General features: G+C 38.5%; 20 protein-coding genes and 1 pseudogene. All 21 read right to left on the bottom strand.

Going from position 1 to position 20812, the window contains the following annotated elements; all coding sequences use genetic code 11:
• Positions 1–445 precede the first annotated feature (445 nt).
• Positions 446–1621 carry a phosphopentomutase gene (locus Q7O55_RS00630; RefSeq protein WP_303927639.1) on the bottom strand — a complete coding sequence of 392 codons (1176 nt, stop codon included), beginning with the start codon at positions 1619–1621 and terminating at the stop codon, positions 446–448.
• 130 nt (positions 1622–1751) lie between these two features.
• The gene (locus Q7O55_RS00635; RefSeq protein ID WP_303927641.1) at positions 1752–2285 is read right to left on the bottom strand and encodes an NUDIX hydrolase; all 534 of its coding nucleotides are present in this window, start codon (positions 2283–2285) and stop codon (positions 1752–1754) included.
• A gap of 8 nt (positions 2286–2293) precedes the next feature.
• Positions 2294–3559, bottom strand: a pseudogene (locus Q7O55_RS00640) (methyltransferase regulatory domain-containing protein).
• 145 nt (positions 3560–3704) lie between these two features.
• A complete protein-coding gene (gene dut / locus Q7O55_RS00645) occupies positions 3705–4154 on the bottom strand; it encodes a dUTP diphosphatase (RefSeq protein WP_303927643.1) in 450 nt (149 codons plus the stop codon).
• Positions 4155–4164: 10 nt separating this feature from the next.
• Positions 4165–6234 (bottom strand): polyribonucleotide nucleotidyltransferase, encoded by a 2070-nt coding sequence (locus Q7O55_RS00650; protein WP_303927645.1) that lies wholly within the window; start codon positions 6232–6234, stop codon positions 4165–4167.
• Between the two features lie 111 nt (positions 6235–6345).
• On the bottom strand, positions 6346–6612 hold the full coding sequence (gene rpsO, locus Q7O55_RS00655; protein ID WP_004692991.1) for a 30S ribosomal protein S15: 267 nt from the start codon (positions 6610–6612) through the stop codon (positions 6346–6348).
• Positions 6613–6783: 171 nt separating this feature from the next.
• Positions 6784–7581: an ABC transporter ATP-binding protein gene (locus tag Q7O55_RS00660; protein ID WP_303927646.1), complete on the bottom strand. Its 798-nt coding sequence runs from the start codon at positions 7579–7581 to the stop codon at positions 6784–6786.
• 10 nt (positions 7582–7591) lie between these two features.
• Positions 7592–8464 (bottom strand): ABC transporter permease, encoded by an 873-nt coding sequence (locus tag Q7O55_RS00665; RefSeq protein ID WP_303927647.1) that lies wholly within the window; start codon positions 8462–8464, stop codon positions 7592–7594.
• Between the two features lie 11 nt (positions 8465–8475).
• Positions 8476–9456, bottom strand: coding sequence for an ABC transporter substrate-binding protein (locus Q7O55_RS00670; protein WP_303927648.1), 981 nt, complete (start codon positions 9454–9456; stop codon positions 8476–8478).
• A gap of 24 nt (positions 9457–9480) precedes the next feature.
• Positions 9481–10458: an ABC transporter substrate-binding protein gene (locus Q7O55_RS00675; RefSeq protein ID WP_303927650.1), complete on the bottom strand. Its 978-nt coding sequence runs from the start codon at positions 10456–10458 to the stop codon at positions 9481–9483.
• A 129-nt stretch (positions 10459–10587) separates the two neighbouring features.
• Positions 10588–10962, bottom strand: coding sequence for a hypothetical protein (locus tag Q7O55_RS00680; RefSeq protein ID WP_118091507.1), 375 nt, complete (start codon positions 10960–10962; stop codon positions 10588–10590).
• 50 nt (positions 10963–11012) lie between these two features.
• On the bottom strand, positions 11013–12404 hold the full coding sequence (locus tag Q7O55_RS00685; protein WP_303927652.1) for an aminopeptidase: 1392 nt from the start codon (positions 12402–12404) through the stop codon (positions 11013–11015).
• Between the two features lie 72 nt (positions 12405–12476).
• Entirely contained in the window at positions 12477–13460 is a 984-nt protein-coding gene (locus tag Q7O55_RS00690; RefSeq protein ID WP_303927653.1) for a 3'-5' exonuclease, read from the bottom strand.
• 4 nt (positions 13461–13464) lie between these two features.
• Complete coding sequence (locus Q7O55_RS00695) at positions 13465–14505, bottom strand: glycosyltransferase family 9 protein (protein WP_303927654.1); 1041 nt, start codon at positions 14503–14505, stop codon at positions 13465–13467.
• Complete coding sequence (locus Q7O55_RS00700; protein ID WP_303927656.1) at positions 14505–15524, bottom strand: glycosyltransferase family 9 protein; 1020 nt, start codon at positions 15522–15524, stop codon at positions 14505–14507. Before Q7O55_RS00700 ends, Q7O55_RS00695 begins: the two co-directional genes overlap by 1 nt.
• A gap of 39 nt (positions 15525–15563) precedes the next feature.
• The gene (locus Q7O55_RS00705; protein WP_303927658.1) at positions 15564–16058 is read right to left on the bottom strand and encodes an HAD family hydrolase; all 495 of its coding nucleotides are present in this window, start codon (positions 16056–16058) and stop codon (positions 15564–15566) included.
• On the bottom strand, positions 16058–17023 hold the full coding sequence (rfaD, locus tag Q7O55_RS00710; RefSeq protein WP_303927660.1) for an ADP-glyceromanno-heptose 6-epimerase: 966 nt from the start codon (positions 17021–17023) through the stop codon (positions 16058–16060). Before rfaD ends, Q7O55_RS00705 begins: the two co-directional genes overlap by 1 nt.
• Complete coding sequence (rfaE1, locus tag Q7O55_RS00715; RefSeq protein WP_303927661.1) at positions 17020–18498, bottom strand: D-glycero-beta-D-manno-heptose-7-phosphate kinase; 1479 nt, start codon at positions 18496–18498, stop codon at positions 17020–17022. Before rfaE1 ends, rfaD begins: the two co-directional genes overlap by 4 nt.
• 94 nt (positions 18499–18592) lie before the next feature.
• On the bottom strand, positions 18593–19162 hold the full coding sequence (gmhA, locus tag Q7O55_RS00720; protein ID WP_302498479.1) for a D-sedoheptulose 7-phosphate isomerase: 570 nt from the start codon (positions 19160–19162) through the stop codon (positions 18593–18595).
• Positions 19162–20088, bottom strand: a complete 927-nt coding sequence (locus Q7O55_RS00725; RefSeq protein WP_303927662.1) for a dipeptidase — start codon at positions 20086–20088, stop codon at positions 19162–19164. The genes gmhA and Q7O55_RS00725 overlap by 1 nt, the downstream gene beginning before the upstream one ends.
• A 60-nt stretch (positions 20089–20148) precedes the next feature.
• Positions 20149–20640 (bottom strand): transcriptional regulator NrdR, encoded by a 492-nt coding sequence (nrdR, locus tag Q7O55_RS00730; protein ID WP_004692976.1) that lies wholly within the window; start codon positions 20638–20640, stop codon positions 20149–20151.
• Between the last annotated feature and the right edge of the window lie 172 nt (positions 20641–20812).

Raw genomic sequence — 20812 nt, forward strand, 5'->3', positions numbered from 1 at the left:
CATTACTCTTTTAATTTAATCAATAGGAATTTGCTGCTTGTGTCTAACCTTATGAACCGTTTATGAACGATAACTATGAAATTATACTAGATTCTATCCTCATCTTTTTAATTGTAAAATGTTAAAGAATTGCTGTGAGAATCTAAGTCTTTCTGTTCTACATGTTAGTGAATTCTTTCACCTGATGATGTAAGTATAATACACGTATCCGTGTGTGTCAATATTTTTTTTAAATTTTTTAGAAAATCTTGTTACATCATTAGAAATAACAACTACAAGACTAGATATTCTCTATAATAAGGTATGGCTTTTAGTTTTTTTGCAACACATTTTCTCCGGCCTTTAAAAATTACTCCAAAAGATAAAATGCCGATGCAGCTAGTTATTTACTAGTTGTATCGGCATTAAAATCAACATCTTTTATCCTATACTCTACACAGGTAAATTACTTCAAATTAAGAACATCCAAAAATGATTTTCCAATATGCCATAGTGGTAATCTAAAATTTTGCAATACTGTTTCACCTATGTCCGCAAAACTATGTCTATCACCCAAAGCTACTGAATAACTCATACTTGGACTATAAGCTAGCAAAGGCACCATTTCTCTCGTATGATCTGTACCTTTCCAAGTCGGATCATTCCCATGATCTGCGGTGATGAGAAGTAAATCGTCATCTTTAAGCAAGTCCAACAAACCACCTAATTGGTAATCAAAGTCTTCAATAGCACGCTTATACCCTTCTACATTACGCCGATGACCGTACAGACTATCAAATTCAACAAGGTTGACCATCATGAATCCCCGTGCAAAGCTTTGGCCCAATAGATAAGGAACTACGTTCATACCATGCGCGTTAGACTTTGTCGGATATGATGCATCCCAGCCAACATGAGCATAAATATCGCCGATTTTGCCAACTGCCACTGTCGGAATGTTTGCGTCTTGTAACTCTTGTTGCACCATTTTCTTTTCAGGCATGCGACTATAGTCATGACGATTTGAAGTACGTACAAAATGCCCTGGTGTACCAACAAAAGGTCGAGCTATGATGCGCCCCACATAATAATCACCGACACATACCTTATCGCGTGTAATTTGACACATGCGATACAACTCTTCTAAAGGAATGATATCCTCATGAGCAGCAATTTGAAAGACAGAATCCGCCGATGTATAAACGATTGGCTTACCTGTTCTTATATGTTCTTCTCCGAGGCGTTCAATAATTTCTGTTCCAGAGGCTACCTCATTACCAAGAACTCCATATCCCGTTTCTTTTGTGAAAGTATCCATCAATTCCTTCGGAAATCCTTCATAAAATGTCGGAAATGGTACCATTACAGGATGCCCCATCATCTCCCAATGTCCGCTTGTCGTATCTTTACCGGTACTCATTTCCGCCATACGACCATAAGCACCAATAACAGGCTCATCAAACGCTGAAATATCGGCAATATTAGCTAAACCTATGGATTTTAAATTTGGACAGCGAATAGGTCCTGCTACAGCTTCGATATGTCCTAATGTATTCGAACCTTCATCGCCGAATTTAATCGCATCAGCTGCATATCCTACGCCGACACTATCCATTACTAGTAGAATAATTCGATTATACATATGTACTCCTAAATCTATATGAGATTAGTTACTCATATAATGTAAAAATACTTTGTAACATATTACAATTAAAATCATCAATATGAATTAATAAAATACATAATATATTGAGAGATAAAATTTCTAAAACTTACTTAAGATATGGCATAGCAAGCATAAGGGCCGCCAAAGATTTACTATCCTTAATAGTCTCATTCTTGATAGCCTCCAATAGTTCTGGCAATGTGTAGTATTCTAACTCTACATATTCATCAGGATCCCAATTAGTTTCCCCCATGGTAAGGTCCTTCGCAAGATATAAATGTAATACTTCATTACAGAAACCAGGACTCGTAGCAATAGTCCCTAGTGAGATCCATTGAGCTGCACGATAGCCTGTTTCCTCAGCAAGCTCCCGTTTAGCACAAACAATGGGTTCTTCATTTGGATCTAGTTTTCCTGCAGGTACCTCCAGTAATGGCTGCTGCAAAGCATATCTAAATTGACGTTCCATAACGATCTTATTATCCTCTGTTACCGCCACAATAGCGGTAGCTCCAGGATGATGCACCACTTCACGCCATGCATCTTTGCCATTTACATCGGCAATATCATAGGTAACTTGAATCAATTTACCATCAAATTTCACTTCACTAGACTTCTGTATTTCCTTACTAATTGCCATATATACCTCTAATCTTCTATTTTATGTAAAAACCCGGAGCCTTCTTATACGTTGTAAAATTTCCTCTAAGTACACTTTATTAGGAACAATAAAATCAATATTATCCCGCGTATGACGCTGAACTGTAATATTGTCATCCATAATAGCAAGAATCTTTTCTCTTGTTGTAGGCTCCACCATTTGCTTTATTACAAAAAGAAATCCATTATCTATATCTTGTTGTACTTTATTGTACATGTCGCCTATACCAATATAGGAGCTGCCTTCCTTTTCTACTATAGTAGAAATAAAATCTATAAAACGTTGAGGTATAATCATAATATTGCTCTTTTGCAATATAATCATCATTTGCCAATTGAGCTATATTATCGTGAATATCCTCTGGTAGCCAACTTATAAAAGATCGTAAAAGAAATACATCCCCAATATATACACAACCTTGATCATTGGCACGTTTTATAAATTCATGTATATATACAGGATCATTAAAAGGCTCTAAATATTCATGAGCCACATAATAATCGTTAGAGCTTAACACATTTTGGATGTTATCAATTTTATAGCTCGCTTTTTGACTTATCCGATTATCCAACCCCATCGTATCCGCTACGAGCTTCAATATATTCTTCGTATATAAAGTCCGTTCCATCAATGGTAGCTCCAACTCTTTTTGCTCTGCATATTGCATAATTTCTCGATACTGCTCTAATCGTTTCCATCCAGGATACGTATTATACGATACATAAGCTATACCGTTGTCGGATAAATTCTTATTGCAGATAGATAGAATTTTATCTTTTACCACATCTGGAACCCAGGACCAAATACCATGTACAATAATATAGTCAAAAGTGCCGAACGATTCATCAATATCTAGAATATCCTTCTCAATCAAATGTATATTGGTAAGTCCCATCAACATAATCAGTTCATTTCCCTTCTTAATCTGGGAAGATGATAAATCGATGCCCGTAAAAGACGCTTCAGGATAATATAAAGCTTGAGAAATAATGTTCCCACCAAAAGAACATCCAAGCTCAAGGACACGAGCCTTTTTTTTAAGGCACTGGGTTTAATCCAAATAACAAAGCTCGTGCCGCTAAAGTGTTCAACGAGGTCGCCCCAAAGGGTTGAGAAATATATACTACATCTTCATAACTCTTTTTAAGTACCTTATTCTCATCCAATACATGCATAGTATTTTGTGTAGTCTCAATATCATTCCCCATAACTGATGTACCTACGTTCTTTTTTTGTTTAGACTCCTGTTTCATAAAGCCTCCCGAATTTTCTACTCACTATAATAATTATTATATAGTATTATGTAAAAGAATTATAGTTGAAGAGATTAATTAACACACAAAAACCGCCCAACAAAGTTGAGCGGTTTTTACTAATTTATACAAAACCATATATTATTTACATAGTCCCTGTGCTTCCAATGCCACCAGTTCTTACACCTGTGGCATCATCATTGTTTGTAATAAGGTATTTAGAGAATATACCTTGAGCAACGCGTTCCCCTTTATCAAGGGTAACTGTTTCTTTGCCAAAGTTAAGAAGGGCAATCATAATATGACCTTCATTATCCTCATTGTTGTAGTAATCACTATCAATGATACCTGTACTATTCACAAGTGCCAGATGTCGTTTAATAGCCATGCTAGAACGAATGTGAATGGCAAGATATTCATCGTATGCCATAAAAGCTTTAATACCCGTTGGCACCAAAACCACTTGACCAGGTTCTAAAGTAACAGCTTCAGCACATTCAATATCATAACCTGCGCTTTCAGTTGTTTTACGTGTTGGTAAGTTGATATCTTGTTCTTCAAAAGCAGAAACTACTTCAAAGCCACGAATATCCATGTAACACCTCTTATTTTAAACAATCTTTACGAGACAAGTTTACACGGCCTTGTTTATCGATCTCGATAACTTTTACCATGATTTCATCCCCTACACTTACTACGTCTTCTACATTTTCAACGCGTTCTTTTGCAAGTTTGGAAATATGTACAAGACCTTCTTTACCTGGTAATACCTCTACGAATGCGCCAAACGCCATTAAACGAGTTACTTTACCAAGGTATACTTCACCTACTTCAACCTCTTTAGTAAGGTTAGTGATGATTTCTTGAGCTTTCGCAGCCCCTTCTTGTTCTACAGAAGCGATAAATACTGTACCATCATCTTCGATATCAATTTTAGCGCCTGTTTCGTCAATGATACTGCGGATTACTTTACCGCCAGAACCGATTACGTCACGGATCTTATCAGGATCAATTTTCATTGTAATAATACGTGGAGCGTATTGAGACATTTCTTGACGTGGTTCAGCAATTGTATCAAGCATGATACCCATGATATGCATGCGGCCTTTGTGAGCTTGTTCTAATGCTTCTTGAAGGATTTCACGGGATAATCCGGAAATCTTGATATCCATTTGAATTGCTGTTACGCCTTTAGCTGTACCAGCAACTTTAAAGTCCATATCTCCAAGAGCATCTTCCATACCTTGAATGTCAGTTAAAATTGTATAATGTTCCCCTTGAGTTACAAGACCCATAGCAATACCTGCTACAGGAGCTTTAATAGGTACACCAGCATCCATCAAAGATAATGTAGAACCACATACGGAAGCCATGGAGCTAGAACCATTCGATTCCAATACTTCAGATACTAAACGCAACGCATATGGGAAGTCTGCCTCGCTCGGAATCACAGGCACCAACGCGCGTTCAGCCAATGCACCATGACCGATTTCACGACGCCCAGGGCCACGGGAAGAACGAGTCTCCCCTACGGAGAAAGATGGGAAATTATAATGATGAATATAACGTTTTTCAGTTTCAACACCAAGACCATCGATGGTTTGTTTTTCGGACAAAGGCGCTACTGTTGTGACATTCAACACTTGAGTTTGGCCACGTGTAAACAAGCCAGAGCCATGTGTACGAGGTAATACGCCTGTACGACAAGAGATTGGACGAACTTCATCAAGTTGACGACCATCTGGACGGATTTTTTCAACAGTAATCATATGACGCACGATTTCTTTTGTCATTGCATCAAATGCTTTATTTACATCAGCCAAGTTATCTGGGTAGATTTCTTCAAAGTGAGCTAATACATCTGAACGTACTTCGCTTTCTTGTGCATCGCGTTGTTGTTTATCTGCACAACGAACTGCAGCATCAAGTTTATCATGACCATAGGCACGAACTGCATCACTGATTTCAACAGGAACATCTTTACATTCAAATACGCGTTTTTCCTTACCTACTTTTGCAGTCATATCTTCTTGGAATGCTACGATTTTTTTGATTTCTTCGTGAGCTGCCATGATAACTTCAAGAATGATATCTTCCGGTACTTCTTCAGCGCCACCTTCAACCATGAGGATAGCCTCTTTAGTACCAGCCACAACGATATTAAGATCTGTTTCTTCTAATTGTGCTTTCGTTGGATTTACAACAAATTCACCATTGATACGTCCCATACGAACGCCTGCAATAGGACCATTCCAAGGAACATCAGAAATAGACAATGCGGCGGAAGCGCCAATCATACCACAAATGGCTGGATCACAATCTTGGTCCACAGACATAACTGTTGCTACTACGTGTACTTCGTTACGTACACCTTTATCAAATAATGGACGAATAGGACGGTCAATCAAACGGCTATTCAAGATCGCAGATTCAGGTGGACGCGCTTCACGTTTAATGAAGCCCCCTGGTAAACGACCAACCGCATACATTTTTTCTTCATAGTCTACTGTAAGTGGGAAGAAATCGATGTCCTTCGCCTCTTTAGAGCCTGTAGCAGTAACGAGTACACGAGTATCACCATAGCCAACCATTACAGCACCGCTAGCTTGTTTTGCAAGTTCCCCAGTCTCAATCGTAAGCGTACGACCAGCTAGGTCCATTTGGAATTGTTCCATTCCTATTCCTCCTAAAAATCTTCTTATATGTATACCTTCTAATTATATATCAATTAAAGCTAAATAGCCAATTCAAAATAAAAAAGCCGTCCTAAAGGACGGCTAATTTTATTATTTACGAAGACCAAGGCGTTCGATAAGAGAACGATAACGTTCGATATCTTTACGACGAAGGTAGTCAAGCATGTTACGGCGTTGACCAACCAATTTCAACAAACCACGACGGGAATGATGGTCTTTTTTGTGCTCTTTCAAGTGTTCTGTTAAGTATTGAATGCGACTTGTCAAAATCGCAACTTGTACTTCTGGGGAACCAGTGTCACCTTCATGAGTAGCGTATTCTTTAATTACTGCTAATTTAGCTTCTGTAGTTAACATTAATGTTACCTCCTAAAAAATTATAATCCCGATAAGCCTAAGTAACCGTTGGAGAATCGAATACTTCGCTTACGATATGTCTTACGACCTAATTTAGTATACAGTATCTGCCCTATCTTGTAAAGCAAAAATACAGTAATTTAACCAAAGATGGATTACAACTTCGTTCTATTATTTAGCACCTAGCACCATACGGTCGCTCAGTGCATTTTCACCAGCTACCTCAAACTTTTGAAGTAAGTCAGCAACTGTTAATTGTTTCTTTTCGTCCCCTTTTACATCATAGATGATTCGACCAGCGTCCATCATGATAAGGCGATTACCAAAGCGCAATGCATCACGCATATTATGGGTAATCATAAGAGTTGTTAGATTATGTTCTGCAACGAGTTTATCTGTTAGTTGCAACACATTTTCTGCAGTCTTAGGGTCAAGTGCCGCAGTATGTTCATCCAATAATAAGAGTTCTGGACGAAGCATGGTAGCCATTAACAATGTAATGGATTGACGTTGACCACCAGATAGTAGGCCCATACGAGCAGATAAACGATCTTCAAGGCCCAAGCCTAATAATGCAAGACGTTCCTTGAAAAATGCTTGTTCACTATCTTTGAAAGCCCATGTAAGACCTAAGCTTTTACCACGGCGCATAGCAAGAATCAAGTTTTCCTCGATTTGCATATTACCAGCAGTACCAACCATAGGGTCTTGGAATACACGACCAATGTATTTAGCACGTTTGTATTCTGGCATTTTTGTCACATCAATCTCATTAATTGTAATGGATCCTTCATCTACTGGAAATACACCAGCGATGGAGTTTAGCAAAGTACTTTTACCAGCACCATTACCACCAATTACAGTACAAAAATCACCCTCTTCTAGACGAAGGTTGATGCCTTGTAATGCAGTCTTTTCATTAATTGTGCCCTTAAAGAAGGTTTTTACCATATTTTTTACTTCTAACATAGTGTCCTCCTTAACGAGCCAACCATTTTGCTTTCAATGTAGGTAGGGAAAGCGCGATGGCAACAAGAATTGCAGTGAATAATTTCAAATCATTTGGTGGCATACCCATGTAGAGAACGGCAGCAATAACGATACGATATACTATAGAACCAAGTACTACAGCGATGAGACTGCGTACGAAGGATTTCGTACCAAATACTACTTCACCAATGATTACAGAGGCCAAACCAATAACGATGGTACCAATACCCATGCCTACATCAGCAAAGCCTTGGAATTGACCGATAAGAGCTCCAGACATACCAACAAAGCCATTGGAAATCAAAAGGCCAAGAACGATCATATTATCAGTATTTACGCCTTGAGCGCGAATCATTTGAGGGTTAACACCTGTAGCACGTAAGGCTGTACCAATTTCGGTACCGAAGAACCAAAATAAGAGCAAACATACAACTACAGCAACGATAATACCTACGATGGCTGCAGACCACATATTCGGCGTGTGGAAAAATCCACCAAGAATCGTATAAATTGTATCCATTCGAAGCAAAGATACATTAGCTTTGCCCATGATATGAAGGTTTACAGAGTACAATGCAATCATTGTCAAAATACCGGCCAATAATGCAGGAATTTTTAATTTTGTATGAATCCAGCCTGTTACAGCACCTGCTATCATACCACCCACACCGGCAAGTAAAATGGAAAGGATTGGATTCATACCACTTATAATTAAAATAGCGGAAATGGCCGCCCCCATTGGGAACGTACCTTCCACAGTTAAGTCAGCCACATCTAATACACGGAAGGTTATGAATACGCCGACCGCTAATAAAGACCATAAAAGGCCTGTGGTTATGGTGCCTACCACTAAATCTAACATTAAAATCTCCTCTATTGTTTCATGTCTTTACGAAGAGCTTCAGGAATCGTAATACCTAATTTTTTAGCACGTTCTTCGTTAACAGTTAACTTAATCTCTTTTTGTGTCTCAATAGCTAAGTCTGCAATTTTTGCTTCTCCTGCAAGAACTTTAGCAGCCATTAAACCTGTTTGGTAACCCAATTGATAGTAATCAACAGAATATGTTGCTACACCACCAGTCATTGTCATACCTTCATCGGCAGCAAATACTGGAATTTTAGCAGCATCTGTAATTTGTGCTAAGTTAGCCATAGCAGATGCCAATACATTATCTGTTGGCGTATAGATTGCTTGTACATCTTGGTTCACAAGATTTGTAGCTGCTTGTTGGATATCATTTACATTTGAAACAGTTGCCTCTACGACAGTAATACCTTTTGTAGCAGCATAGGCTTTCATTTTTTCAACTTGCAATTGGGAATTGATTTCAGAGGATGTATAAATGGCACCAATGCGCTTTACATTCGGTACTAATGCTATGATAAGATCAACCTCTTTTTCAACAGGTGTCATATCGGATGTACCAGATACATTACCACCAGGGCGTTCATTAGATTGAACGAGTTTAGCTGTCACGTAGTCTGTAATAGCTGTACCCATGATTGGCATATCATGAGAAGCATTTGCCATCGTCTGAGCAGCAGGCGTTGCAATAGCTAATACTAAATCTTTTTTATCAGATACGAAACGTTGTGCAATACTATTTAGATTGGATTGATCGGCTTGTGCATTTTGTTGGTCAATTTTAATGTTTTGACCATCCTTATATCCTTTAGATGCTAAAGCATCTACGAATCCTTTATTAGCAGCATCAAGAGATGGATGTTCTACTAATTGAATAACACCAATTTTTTTTTGGTCATTAGTTGCAGTATTGGAACCACAACCGGCTACCATTGCCATAACAGCAATGGCACTAAGTGCCACTGCAATACTTTTTTTCCAGTTCATGTATAACTCCTTACCAGTTATGTATTAAATCATAGTCGCCTTGTTCATCAAATCCTCTGGTAAGGTGATGCCCAATTTTTCTAATTTATCTTTCCCTACAACTAATTTAAATTCTTTCTGCATTTCGATAGGCATATCTTCAACTTTAGCTTCTCCAGTTAGGATTTTAGCTGCCATCAAACCAGTCTGGTAACCAAGTTTGTAGTAATCTACAGACAAGGACATAACTGCCCCACCTTTTACGTGATTATCTTCACCGCCGAACACAGGAATTTTTGCTGGATCGGTAATAGCTACAAGATTGCTCATCGCAGAAGCTACCACATTATCTGTTGGCACATAAACTGCATCCACACGTTGGGATACTAGATTTTGTGCCGCTTGTTGAATATCGTTTACATTGGAAACTGTAACTTCTTCAACTTTAATGCCTTTTGTAGCTGCATAAGCTTTCATCTTCTCCACTTGAATTTGAGAATTTACTTCGCTAGAGCTATAAATAGTGCCGATTGTTTTCGCATTTGGCATTACTTGTAAAATTAAATCTACTTGTTGCTCTACTGGATTCATGTCGGATGTACCAGACACATTACCACCAGGTTTTTGATTGGATTTAACAAGTTTAGCTGCCTCGTAATCAGTAATAGCTGTACCTAAGATTGGAATATCATGAGTTGCATTCGCCATGGATTGAGCCGCTGGCGTAGCAATTGCTAAAATCAAGTTTTTCCGATCGGATACGAAACGCTGCGCAATGCTATTCAAATTAGATTGATCAGCTTGCGCATTTTGTTGATCAAAAGTAATCTTTTCTGCTAAACCTTTTTCTTTTAGCGCATCAACAAAACCCTTATTTGCCGCATCTAATGCAGGATGCTCTACCAATTGTACAACACCAACTTTGTATTCACCATTCGATGTAGTTCCATTTGAGCTACAGCCTGTAAACGCCATTAGTGCTGCCGCCGTGAGCGCTAGGGCAATACCTTTTTTTAAGTTCATGGGGATTTCCTTCCTATCTGCAAAGATTATAATACTTTTATTATAAACAAATTTATCTACTACATCAATGTAGCAGGTTAAAGTATTTTATTTTTTATATGTGCGAAAATAAAATAAGAAATTCACCTATTAATCTAACGATGCTAACATATCCTCAGTCAATTCATTTGCCGCTAAAATATAGTCCTTAAGAGTTCCTTTGTCGAGAGCCACCTTCATAACAGGCACTTCAAAGGGATCGAGGATAACGCACATTAAAATTTCACCCGTCACATAATAACCAACTACAGCTTCACCTTCTTCAGAATCTAAAGTTTCACGTTTTACTGTAACACAGTATGGTTTCATTACTTGTGCTGCCGCTTCTGCTACCTCTTCTCGATTTGCAATATACTCTTCAGCCTTCGTTTCGGGAATGTCAAAGATATCTACCTTTACAGTCTTGACCTCTGTAGCCTCTCCTTTGGCAGACTCTATAGCTGCGCCTAATTCTGTTTGCTTCATATATACCTCACATAGAATGGGCTTTCACCATTGGTGAAAGTCTCATTATCTTAGATTGATTCATCAGCTGCATTTAAAAACGACACATAGCATTGTTTTGCCTCGTAAATATCAGCCTTAGATGTAACCTCCCAAGGAGCATGCATACTAAGTACGGCCACACCACAGTCGATGACATTCATACCATAAAGGGCCATAATGTACGCAATCGTACCGCCACCACCGAGGTCTACCTTGCCAAGTTCAGCAGTTTGATAAGTTACGTTATTAGACTCCATTACACGGCGGATAAAGCCCATGTACTCAGCATTGGCATCGTTAGAACCAGCTTTACCACGAGAGCCAGTAAATTTATTGAATACTACACCCATACCAAGGTAGGAAGCATTTTTCTTTTCATATGCAGACGCATAGAGTGGATCATAGCCTGCACTTACATCAGAGGATAACATACGGGATTTCTCCAGCGTACGGCGCACGCTCACCGAGTTAGGTTTACCCATAAGTGTTAAAATTTCAGCTACCGCATTTTCAAAGAAACGTGATTGCATGCCTGTTGCACCAACAGAACCAATTTCCTCTTTATCTACAAGTAAGCAACAGGTAGTGCGCTTTACATTATCCACTTCAAGCATTGCCACCAAGGATGTATACGCGCAAACGCGATCATCTTGGCCATACGCCATTACCATGGAACGATCAAAGCCCATATCTCGAGCTTTACCCGCTGGTACGATTTCTAATTCAGCAGATAATAAGTCACTCTCAACAAAACCATATTCTTTTTCAAGAAAAGTATTGATAAACTTAGTAACCCCTTCTTTTTCTTCGTCTTTAACTGGACGGCTACCGATTAGTAAATCAAGAGCTTCCCCTTCAATTACTTTAGCTGCATTCTTTTGCATTTGTTCTTGCCCCAAGTGAGGTAACAGGTCAGTAATGCAAAACACAGGATCCGTTTCTTTATCACCAATGTTGATATTAATACGGGTACCATCTGTTTTTACCACAACACCATGAATGGCAAGAGGCATAGCTACCCAATGATATTTTTTAATACCTCCATAGTAATGAGTATCCCAAAATACTAAATTACTATCCTCATATTGTGGATTTTGCTTTACATCGATGCGTGGGGAATCAATATGAGCACCTAAAATATTCATACCCAATTCAATATCATCAGCACCAATATTAAATAAAGCAATAGATTTATCCATATGTGTGTAATAAATCTTATCACCAGTTTTGATTGACGTATTGCTTTTAATAATATCATTTAGATTTACGTAGCCCTTTGCTTCTGCGAATTCTACAGCTTGCACAACGCATTCACGTTCTGTTTTACCATTATCTAAAAATTGACGATATGTATCACTTAAAGCATATACCTTTTCCATAGTGGCATCATCATAATTATGCCATGCATATTTACGTTCCATAATCTATCCTTTCTAAAAATTCACACTCTAATATTCAGCACAGCTTAGAGTGATGAACCTAAGTTTACAAAATTATTTTTGGCAGACTTTTTCATGTTCCGCCTTACAATACTCTAAATATTTTCGCTCCTTTTCGCGATTGATTTCAGACTTCTGAGTATATAGAAAACGAATTTCATCCGTACAATGGGTCAGTACCTTTGTAACGTAGAATTTACAACTACCGGACTTAATCGTATATTTTCCAACTTTAAGTTGCACCGCAAAATCGCCATGTTTAGGACACACTCCAATGGCTAAGTGCTTATCTCCTTGTAATCGTTCAGGTCTTGTCATTTCTAAGCGGGTTTGACAGTACGGACAGAAGGACATACGTACTCTTCTATCATGAATAATACGTTTTTTCTCAGAGAAATTTTCATACATAAAAAATGTCAAAATAGGAGGATATAGGAAAGGATTGTTACTTTCCTTGCGAATTAGATCATAATGCAAAATCCCTTGTGCAATATCTAGAGTCTGACATATATGAGCCGTAAAGACAGCATCATGCAAAGCATTGTGAGCAGATAAATGCTCCGTCGATATATTGAGATCCTCCATAGCATGAGCCACAGAATACTGCTGACTTGTTCCATATCGTTGATAGGAGTAAATCATTTGCGCATCGACCCATTGATCATAAGATAATGCTTTCATCTTATGGAGCATAAGGTTCTCTCGTAGGATGAGAATATCGTCTGACCCCCATGAAAGTAGCATATATTCATCACCACACCAGTTTTGAAAGTATTGCATAGCCGTCTTGAACGGCACACCATGATCGAGTTCACGAGAAGTTATGCCCGTCAATTCGCGCACATGTTTATGCATACGTGGCAAGTATTGAGGTTTGATGAACATTGTAAAATGATCTATAATGTCCATCTTTTCATTCAGTTTTACCGCTCCGATTTGAATGATTTCCCCTGTCAACGGCATTTTAGTGCGCTTCATAAAGCTAATGTCGTTGCTATAAGGTTGATTCCATTCTAAATCAAATACAATATAGTTCATATGTCTATTTCGATTCTAAAAGCAACGTTTCCACAGCTTTAATAACCTGTTCTTCAGAAATTACGGATAATCCTTTATAATTTCCTTCTTTAATAATTTTCTTCATGCTTTTACCAATCTCATAAGAATCCATCGTTTCAAGAACGATAGCATGAGCTTGATAAGGTCCATAAAAGAATGGATTTGATGGCCCATACAGTGCCACAATTGGCACACCTTGACTGATTCCTACATGCATCGGTCCAGAGTCATTAGTAATTAACAGATTACAACGGCCCATAGCAGCTGCCAAAGGCCCTAACTGAAATTTTCCCGTAGCCACAATAGGCTTTGTTTCCATTTGTTCTACTACGGGCTGCACCATTTCAAGGTCCATAGGTCCCCCAAAGAAAATTGTCTTATAACCTAAACGACCAAAGTAATCTGCTACATGAGCAAAACGTTCAGCAGGCCAGCGTTTCTCAGGAACGGCACTACCGATATTAAAACCAATGAGTATATCAGTATCAGTTAATCCATGTGTACCGTAAAACTCTTGAGCCTGACGACGCCATTCTTCACAGGTTTCAATATATAAACCAGAGTTAGAAGTATCTGTTACACCTAATTGCTCTAGTACATTAATGTACATATCCGCAGCATGACGAGTTTTACGATCCAACCGCGTATACTTTGTCATGAATGGTCTAAATAGAAAGTGGCTCATACCAGTTGTGATAGGTGCATGAATCTTCCATGCTAAATAGGAAGTACGCTCATTAGGATGTAAATTAATGACAATATCAGGTTTTCCCTTAGCATTAATTTCACGAGCAACTTCATTGAGACCTGAGATGCTATTATGGCGACCTTTTTTATCAACAACAATAAGTTCATCAATATTTGGATTATATTGCATTACTTGTTGTAATTTTTCATCTATTACATACGTAATATGACTATGAGGAGCCGCTTTGCGAAGCACTTCTAAAAATGGAGTCGTTAATATAACATCTCCTAAATGCATTAAAAAGGTTACCACAATGCGCTTATAATCTAGTTCCATTATAGTTCCTTTCCAAGTACTTGTTCATACACTGACCATACTGCGTCTACAGGAATTTGTGCCATACAGTCTGGATCATCTACTAGTGGTTGCTCAGGTGTAGCCTTAGATGTAGGTGAAATAATGAGATGTACATGACTGCCACCATAAGGACCTGTACGCTTAGGAGATGTTGTGCCAAACATGGCAATCAAAGGACGCTTCAAGGCATTTGCAATATGCAATGGTCCCGTATCAGCACTAATAAAAATTTGACAATGACGAATCAACTCAATGAGTTCAGGCATTGTTGTAGATCCCACTAAATTAATGAGATTATCATTTTTTACGTAGTTCTCAATAAAAGTACCCTTCTCTGCGTCATCAGGGGCACCGGCGACAACAACCTTTTTACCGAATTCGCATAGACGAATACAAAGTTCTCCAAAATTAAGAAGTGGCCACTCTTTAACAATCCAACGAGCACCGGGTACAACTACAACATATTCGTCATCTACACCATAAGATCTCAACTTATATTTTACGGATTTCTCGGCATCAACATAAGCAGGCATCGGAAATTCAATTTCCTCCACCTCACCACCAAGGGCGCGTATGGTATCTAGATAACGTTCAATAACATGGTCGTATTTATGCTCACCTACTAAGGCTTTATTAACTAGATTGCTTCCTTCGCGAAGCTCCCAGTAGCCATACTTTTCAGGAGAACCAGATAATAAAGATACAATAGCGCTTTTAGCAATACATTGAAGATCCAAGGTCATATCAAAATGACGACTATGCAAATCTTTGCGCAATTGATATAAATAAGCAGGCTTTTTAAGTCGTTTTTTATCGATAATAATCACATCATCGACCCAAGGTGTACCAGGCAAGAGGCTAGCAAACTGCTCGTGAATGGCCCATGTAATACGAGCATTAGGCCAATTTTTGCGCATAGCGTACAAGGTAGGCAATGCGTGAATTACATCACCTAAGGAACTCATCTTGATGATGAGTATATTCTTGTAATCTTTCATATAGCCTCCACACCCAAACACAACAACTCAATACACATACTAAATTATTGTTTTAATAAAATCTAATAAATTTGTACCTGTAAATAGGTAACCTTTAACCCCAGCGGCTTCAGCAGCATCAACATCACGCTGACTGTCGCCTATAAGGAAACTCTCTGCAGGATTTACATTATAATCCTTAATGGCTTGATTAATCATGCCAGGTTTAGGTTTTCTACATTCACACTCTACCGCGTATAATGGAACAGATCCTTCTTTATGATGAGGGCAGTAATAGAAATGTAAAATCGGTGCACCACCGCGATCTAGTTCATGAGCCATATGGTCATGTAAAATTTGAACATCAGACTCTTTATAGTAACCGCGAGCCACACCACTCTGATTTGTCACTACAATGAGATCATATCCCTTGCTATACGCATAGGCAAGCGCCTCTTTTGCACCATCTACCCACTCTAAATCACTGACTTTATATAGATATCTAACATCTTTATTAATAACGCCATCGCGATCTAAAAATAATACCTTGCGCATTAGCGTAAATACCCTTCATTATTATCTAATAGTTCACAGTATTCTTTAACGGCATCTTCCATTTTATGGAACCCTTTATCATAGCCAGCTGCTAACAATTTAGTAGTATCAGCCTCTGTAAAGCTTTGATATTTGCCTTTTAACACCTCTGGGAATGGCACATATTCAATTTTGCCTTGACCATTGTAGTCGATTACAGCTTGCATGAATTGGTTAAAGCTATGAGCATTACCTGTACCACAGTTGAAAGTGCCAGAGATTTCAGGATGCTCCCAAAAATAAAAGTTTACATTAACCACGTCTTTTACATAGATAAAGTCACGTGTTTGACCACCATCTTCGTAGCCATCCGTACCTTCAAAGAGGTTAATGATACCTGTTTCTTTATTTTTGTAGAACATTTGGCGTACTAAAGAAGCCATTTTATCTTTATGAGCTTCATTAGGACCATATACGTTAAAGTAACGTAAACCAACCACTTGTGCAGTATATTCACCTTCATATTTGCGTACATAACGGTCGAATAACAGCTTAGAATACGCATATGGATTAAGTGCTTCTTCAGCTTCAGGCTTTTCTACGAAACCATTTATACCATTACCATATGTAGATGCAGAGGATGCATAGATAAATGGAATACGGCGGTCTTGGCAATAATGGAATAGATTTTTAGAACCTTCATAGTTGTTCTTCATCATATATTTGCCATTATATTCCATCGTATCTGCACAAGCCCCCTCGTGGAATACGACTTCAATCGGGCCTACATCGAATGTACCATCAGCAATAGCACAATCAAAATCATCACAATCGATGTAATCTAGAAATTCTAGATTTTGAATATTGCGAATCTTACGACCATCAGTAAGATCATCTACGATGAGAATATCTGTACGACCGCGATCATTCAGTGCTTTCACAATATTACTGCCAATAAAACCAGCACCACCTGTTACGATAATCATAATTTGCCCTCCTTAGCCATAGTGGCTATTTTCCCTACAATATCTGATGTAGAGTAACCTTCTTTAAACGAAAGAACCTCTACATTGTCAACGGACTCCCGTCCGATAATATCTTCTATTTTGTAATCTCCGCCCTTAACAAGAGTATTGGGACGTAAGTACGCTAGTAATTCAGCCGGCGTATTTTCTTCGAATAACACAACCCCATCGATGCATCGCAACGCACTCAACAAGGCCGCTCTATCCTCTTCACTTACGATGGGCCGTGTTTTCCCTTTTAAGCGTTGAACAGATGAATCAGAGTTTAATCCAATGATTAAATGATCCCCCAGTTGTGCAGCCTCTTGTAAATACGTGATATGTCCACGATGAAGAATGTCAAAACAACCATTTGTGAACACTACTGTCTCACCTTTGCTTTGCCATTGTGATACGAGTTCTTTCATTTCTTCCTTTGTATATAATGGTTTAGATTGAATACTATGTTTATAGGAATGCCATAAGTCTAATAGCTCAGAACGATGTATTGGATACGTACCAACCTTAGATACTACGATACCTGCTGCACCATTGGCGATATGCAAGGCTAAACGCATCGATAAACCACTTGCAAGACAGGTCATCATCATGGATACAACGGTATCTCCTGCACCACTCACATCGAATACCTCTTGTTGAGTAGCAGGATTATGCCATGTACGGCCATCCTTTGCAATAACCGTAATTCCTTTTGCAGAGCGCGTAGCTACAATATAATCTAAATCTACAGTAGTGAATACAGACTTAGCAGCCTCTACGATGATAGCATCATCATTTTCTAATTTACGGCCTACACATTCACCGAGTTCTTTCACATTCGGTGTAATACATGTAGCACCATTGTATTTAGACCAATTAGCACCCTTAGGATCTACGATTGTTTGCACACCATATTCCTTAGCCAAACTAAAGATTGTCTTCAATAAGGTAGGTGTACAAACGCCTTTACCATAATCGGATACGACAATACCATCAATACCAACTTTACATAGATTTTCAAGCCAACTAGATAGTTGTTGCTCTTCTTGGTACGTTAGATCTGTAATCGTTTCAAAATCAAGACGCATCATCTGTTGACGATCACCTAAGATGCGCATCTTAGTAATAGTAGAGCGGTCATCACTAGTGATTAAACCAGTCGTATCGATTTTATCAGTATCAAGTAAATGTTGTAATAAACGGCCATGGTCATCATTACCTGCTAATGCACCAAGATACACCTTACAGTCTAAATTAGACAAATTAGATGCAACATTACCAGCTCCACCAAGGACCTCTTTCATCTTGGACACGCGGTTTACAGGAACCGGTGCTTCTGGAGAAATACGACTTACATCACCAAAAACATAACGATCTACCATTACATCACCTACAACGGCAATCTTTAAGTTTGGTAGTTGTTTTGTTAAAAATTGATTAATGGTAGTATTTATCATAATCCACCTATTCCTTACCCAAATATACATGTCTTCTTATTTATAATAAACCTTTGTTTGAAATAACATGTACCTATATCTAATAACCTAGTGGTTAGTAATCTTCTTCAATGATTTCACACATAATGTGGCCAGCTAAGATATGCATTTCTTGAATGCGCGCCGTCACATTGCTAGGAATCGCCAATGTAATATCACATAGTTCAGCTAATTTGCCACCACCTTCACCGGTGAAAGCAATGGTATGCATCCCAATAGAGCGAGCCATTTCAGCCGCTTTCACAACATTCTTGGAATTCCCAGAGGTGGAAATACCGATAAGAACATCACCTGTACGGCCTAAGCCCTCCACTTGACGAGCAAAAACAGCATCAAAATCATAATCATTGGCAATAGCTGTTAAAGCGGATGTATCTGTCGTTAATGCAATAGCCGCAAAAGAACGGCGTTCTTTTTTGAAACGACCGATTAATTCTGCCGCTAAATGTTGAGAGTCCGCAGCAGAACCACCATTACCACAGAATAAAATTTTATTACCATTATCGATAGCTGTCTTACAGCGATATCCGATTTCTTGAATGGTATCCATATGTTCCATCGTCTTACCAAACACTTCGAGATGCTCAGTAAAACGATCCGCAATGATTGGATTTAAATCAGTCATTATAAAATCTCCTTTAGTAGTCTATCTGCATTTTTCCAGAACAACTTTTCACACTGTTCCACAGATAAGCCTGCCTCTCTAAATGCATCATAAAGACGACTTATTTGAGACATATCTGCAATCTCTGTATCTGGTGGAATCCCATCAAAATCAGTTCCCAACGCCACTACCTCTTCACCGCCCTTGTCGATGAGATATAGACCGTGCTTTACAATATCTTCAATGCGACTAACTGGCGATGTGCCGAGAAAATTCTGTGCAAAATTAAGTCCTATAATACCGCCCTTATTAGCGATAAGTCTAATAAGATTATCCGGCAAATTTCGCGTATGAGCCCTAACTTCCCGTGCATTTGAATGGGATGCTATAAAAGGAACATCTAGAATATCTCCTAGTTGCTCTGTACCAGCATCATTGAGATGTGAGCAGTCAACGATCATCCCTAAATCTTGCATAGCCTCAACAAATTCAACACCTTTAGATGTTAATTGTTTATGCTGCTCACCACAATGTGGCTCGCCAAGACCATTCGGATAATTCCACGTTAGTGTTATAAGTCTAACCCCATCTTGGTAAGCTTGGTTAAGTTTATTCAAATCGCCACGTAGTACGCCACCTTCTTCAATAGATATGAGCGCCCCAATCTTACCAGACTTGTATACAGACTCTATCTCTTGATAAGAGAGCACATGTTGTATGTGCTCTCCATAGTGATGAATTTGTGATACACACAAATTACGCATCTCTTCATAGCGAGCATAAGGGTCATTCGTTTCACCAATATTAATAAAGAGCGCAAAGTCTTGTATCTTGCTATGAGCCTTTTGTAATTTTTCTATATCTATTTTCCAAGTATTACGATATAAATCACCACTATCAGGATGATCTAGCAGTTGCATCATCGTATCGCAATGTAAATCTATCATAAAGCCTCACACATCGCTAATTTCAAAACCATGTATAACCAATCAGTAATACAAAATCCATTATTCTTCTACGACAGGTTTGCGTTTCGGCTTTTTAGCATCTAACTTCTTCAGAGCCTTTAACTCTTCCATAAAGCTATCAATATTATCAAACTTACGATATACACTGGCAAAACGAACATATGCAACTTGATCTATGTCTTTCAGTTGTTGTAACACGAGCTCACCAATGCGATCAGTTGTAACCTCTTGGTTAATTTCATTCCGAATATCGCGCTCTACATCATTAACTACTTGCTCCATCACGGACATAGGAACTGTACGCTTGTCACAAGAGCGCAATAGACCATTCAATAATTTACCACGGTCAAATAATTCACGTCGTCCATTTTTCTTCAATACCATGAGTGGTACTTCTTCTATAATTTCATAGGTAGTAAAGCGACGGCCACAATTAATACATTCACGGCGACGGCGAATACTATTTCCTTCATCAGTCGTTCTAGAGTCTGTTACCTTCGTGTCTGTGTGTTGGCAATAAGGACATCTCATCTGTTACTACTCCTTTTCTACTAATCATTCTGAAATAACGTATAATACGCCCATTTTCTCTACTATATATAGTACCATGAAACCCTTTAAAATACAAAGAATCCCTAGGATTTCCTAGGGATTCTTCCATTATTCTTCAATTTTTCATTTTATGAAATACTTGAGAAATAAT

It is taken from the genome of Veillonella parvula (genome assembly GCF_945949885.1).
Lineage (GTDB): Bacteria > Bacillota > Negativicutes > Veillonellales > Veillonellaceae > Veillonella > Veillonella parvula_B.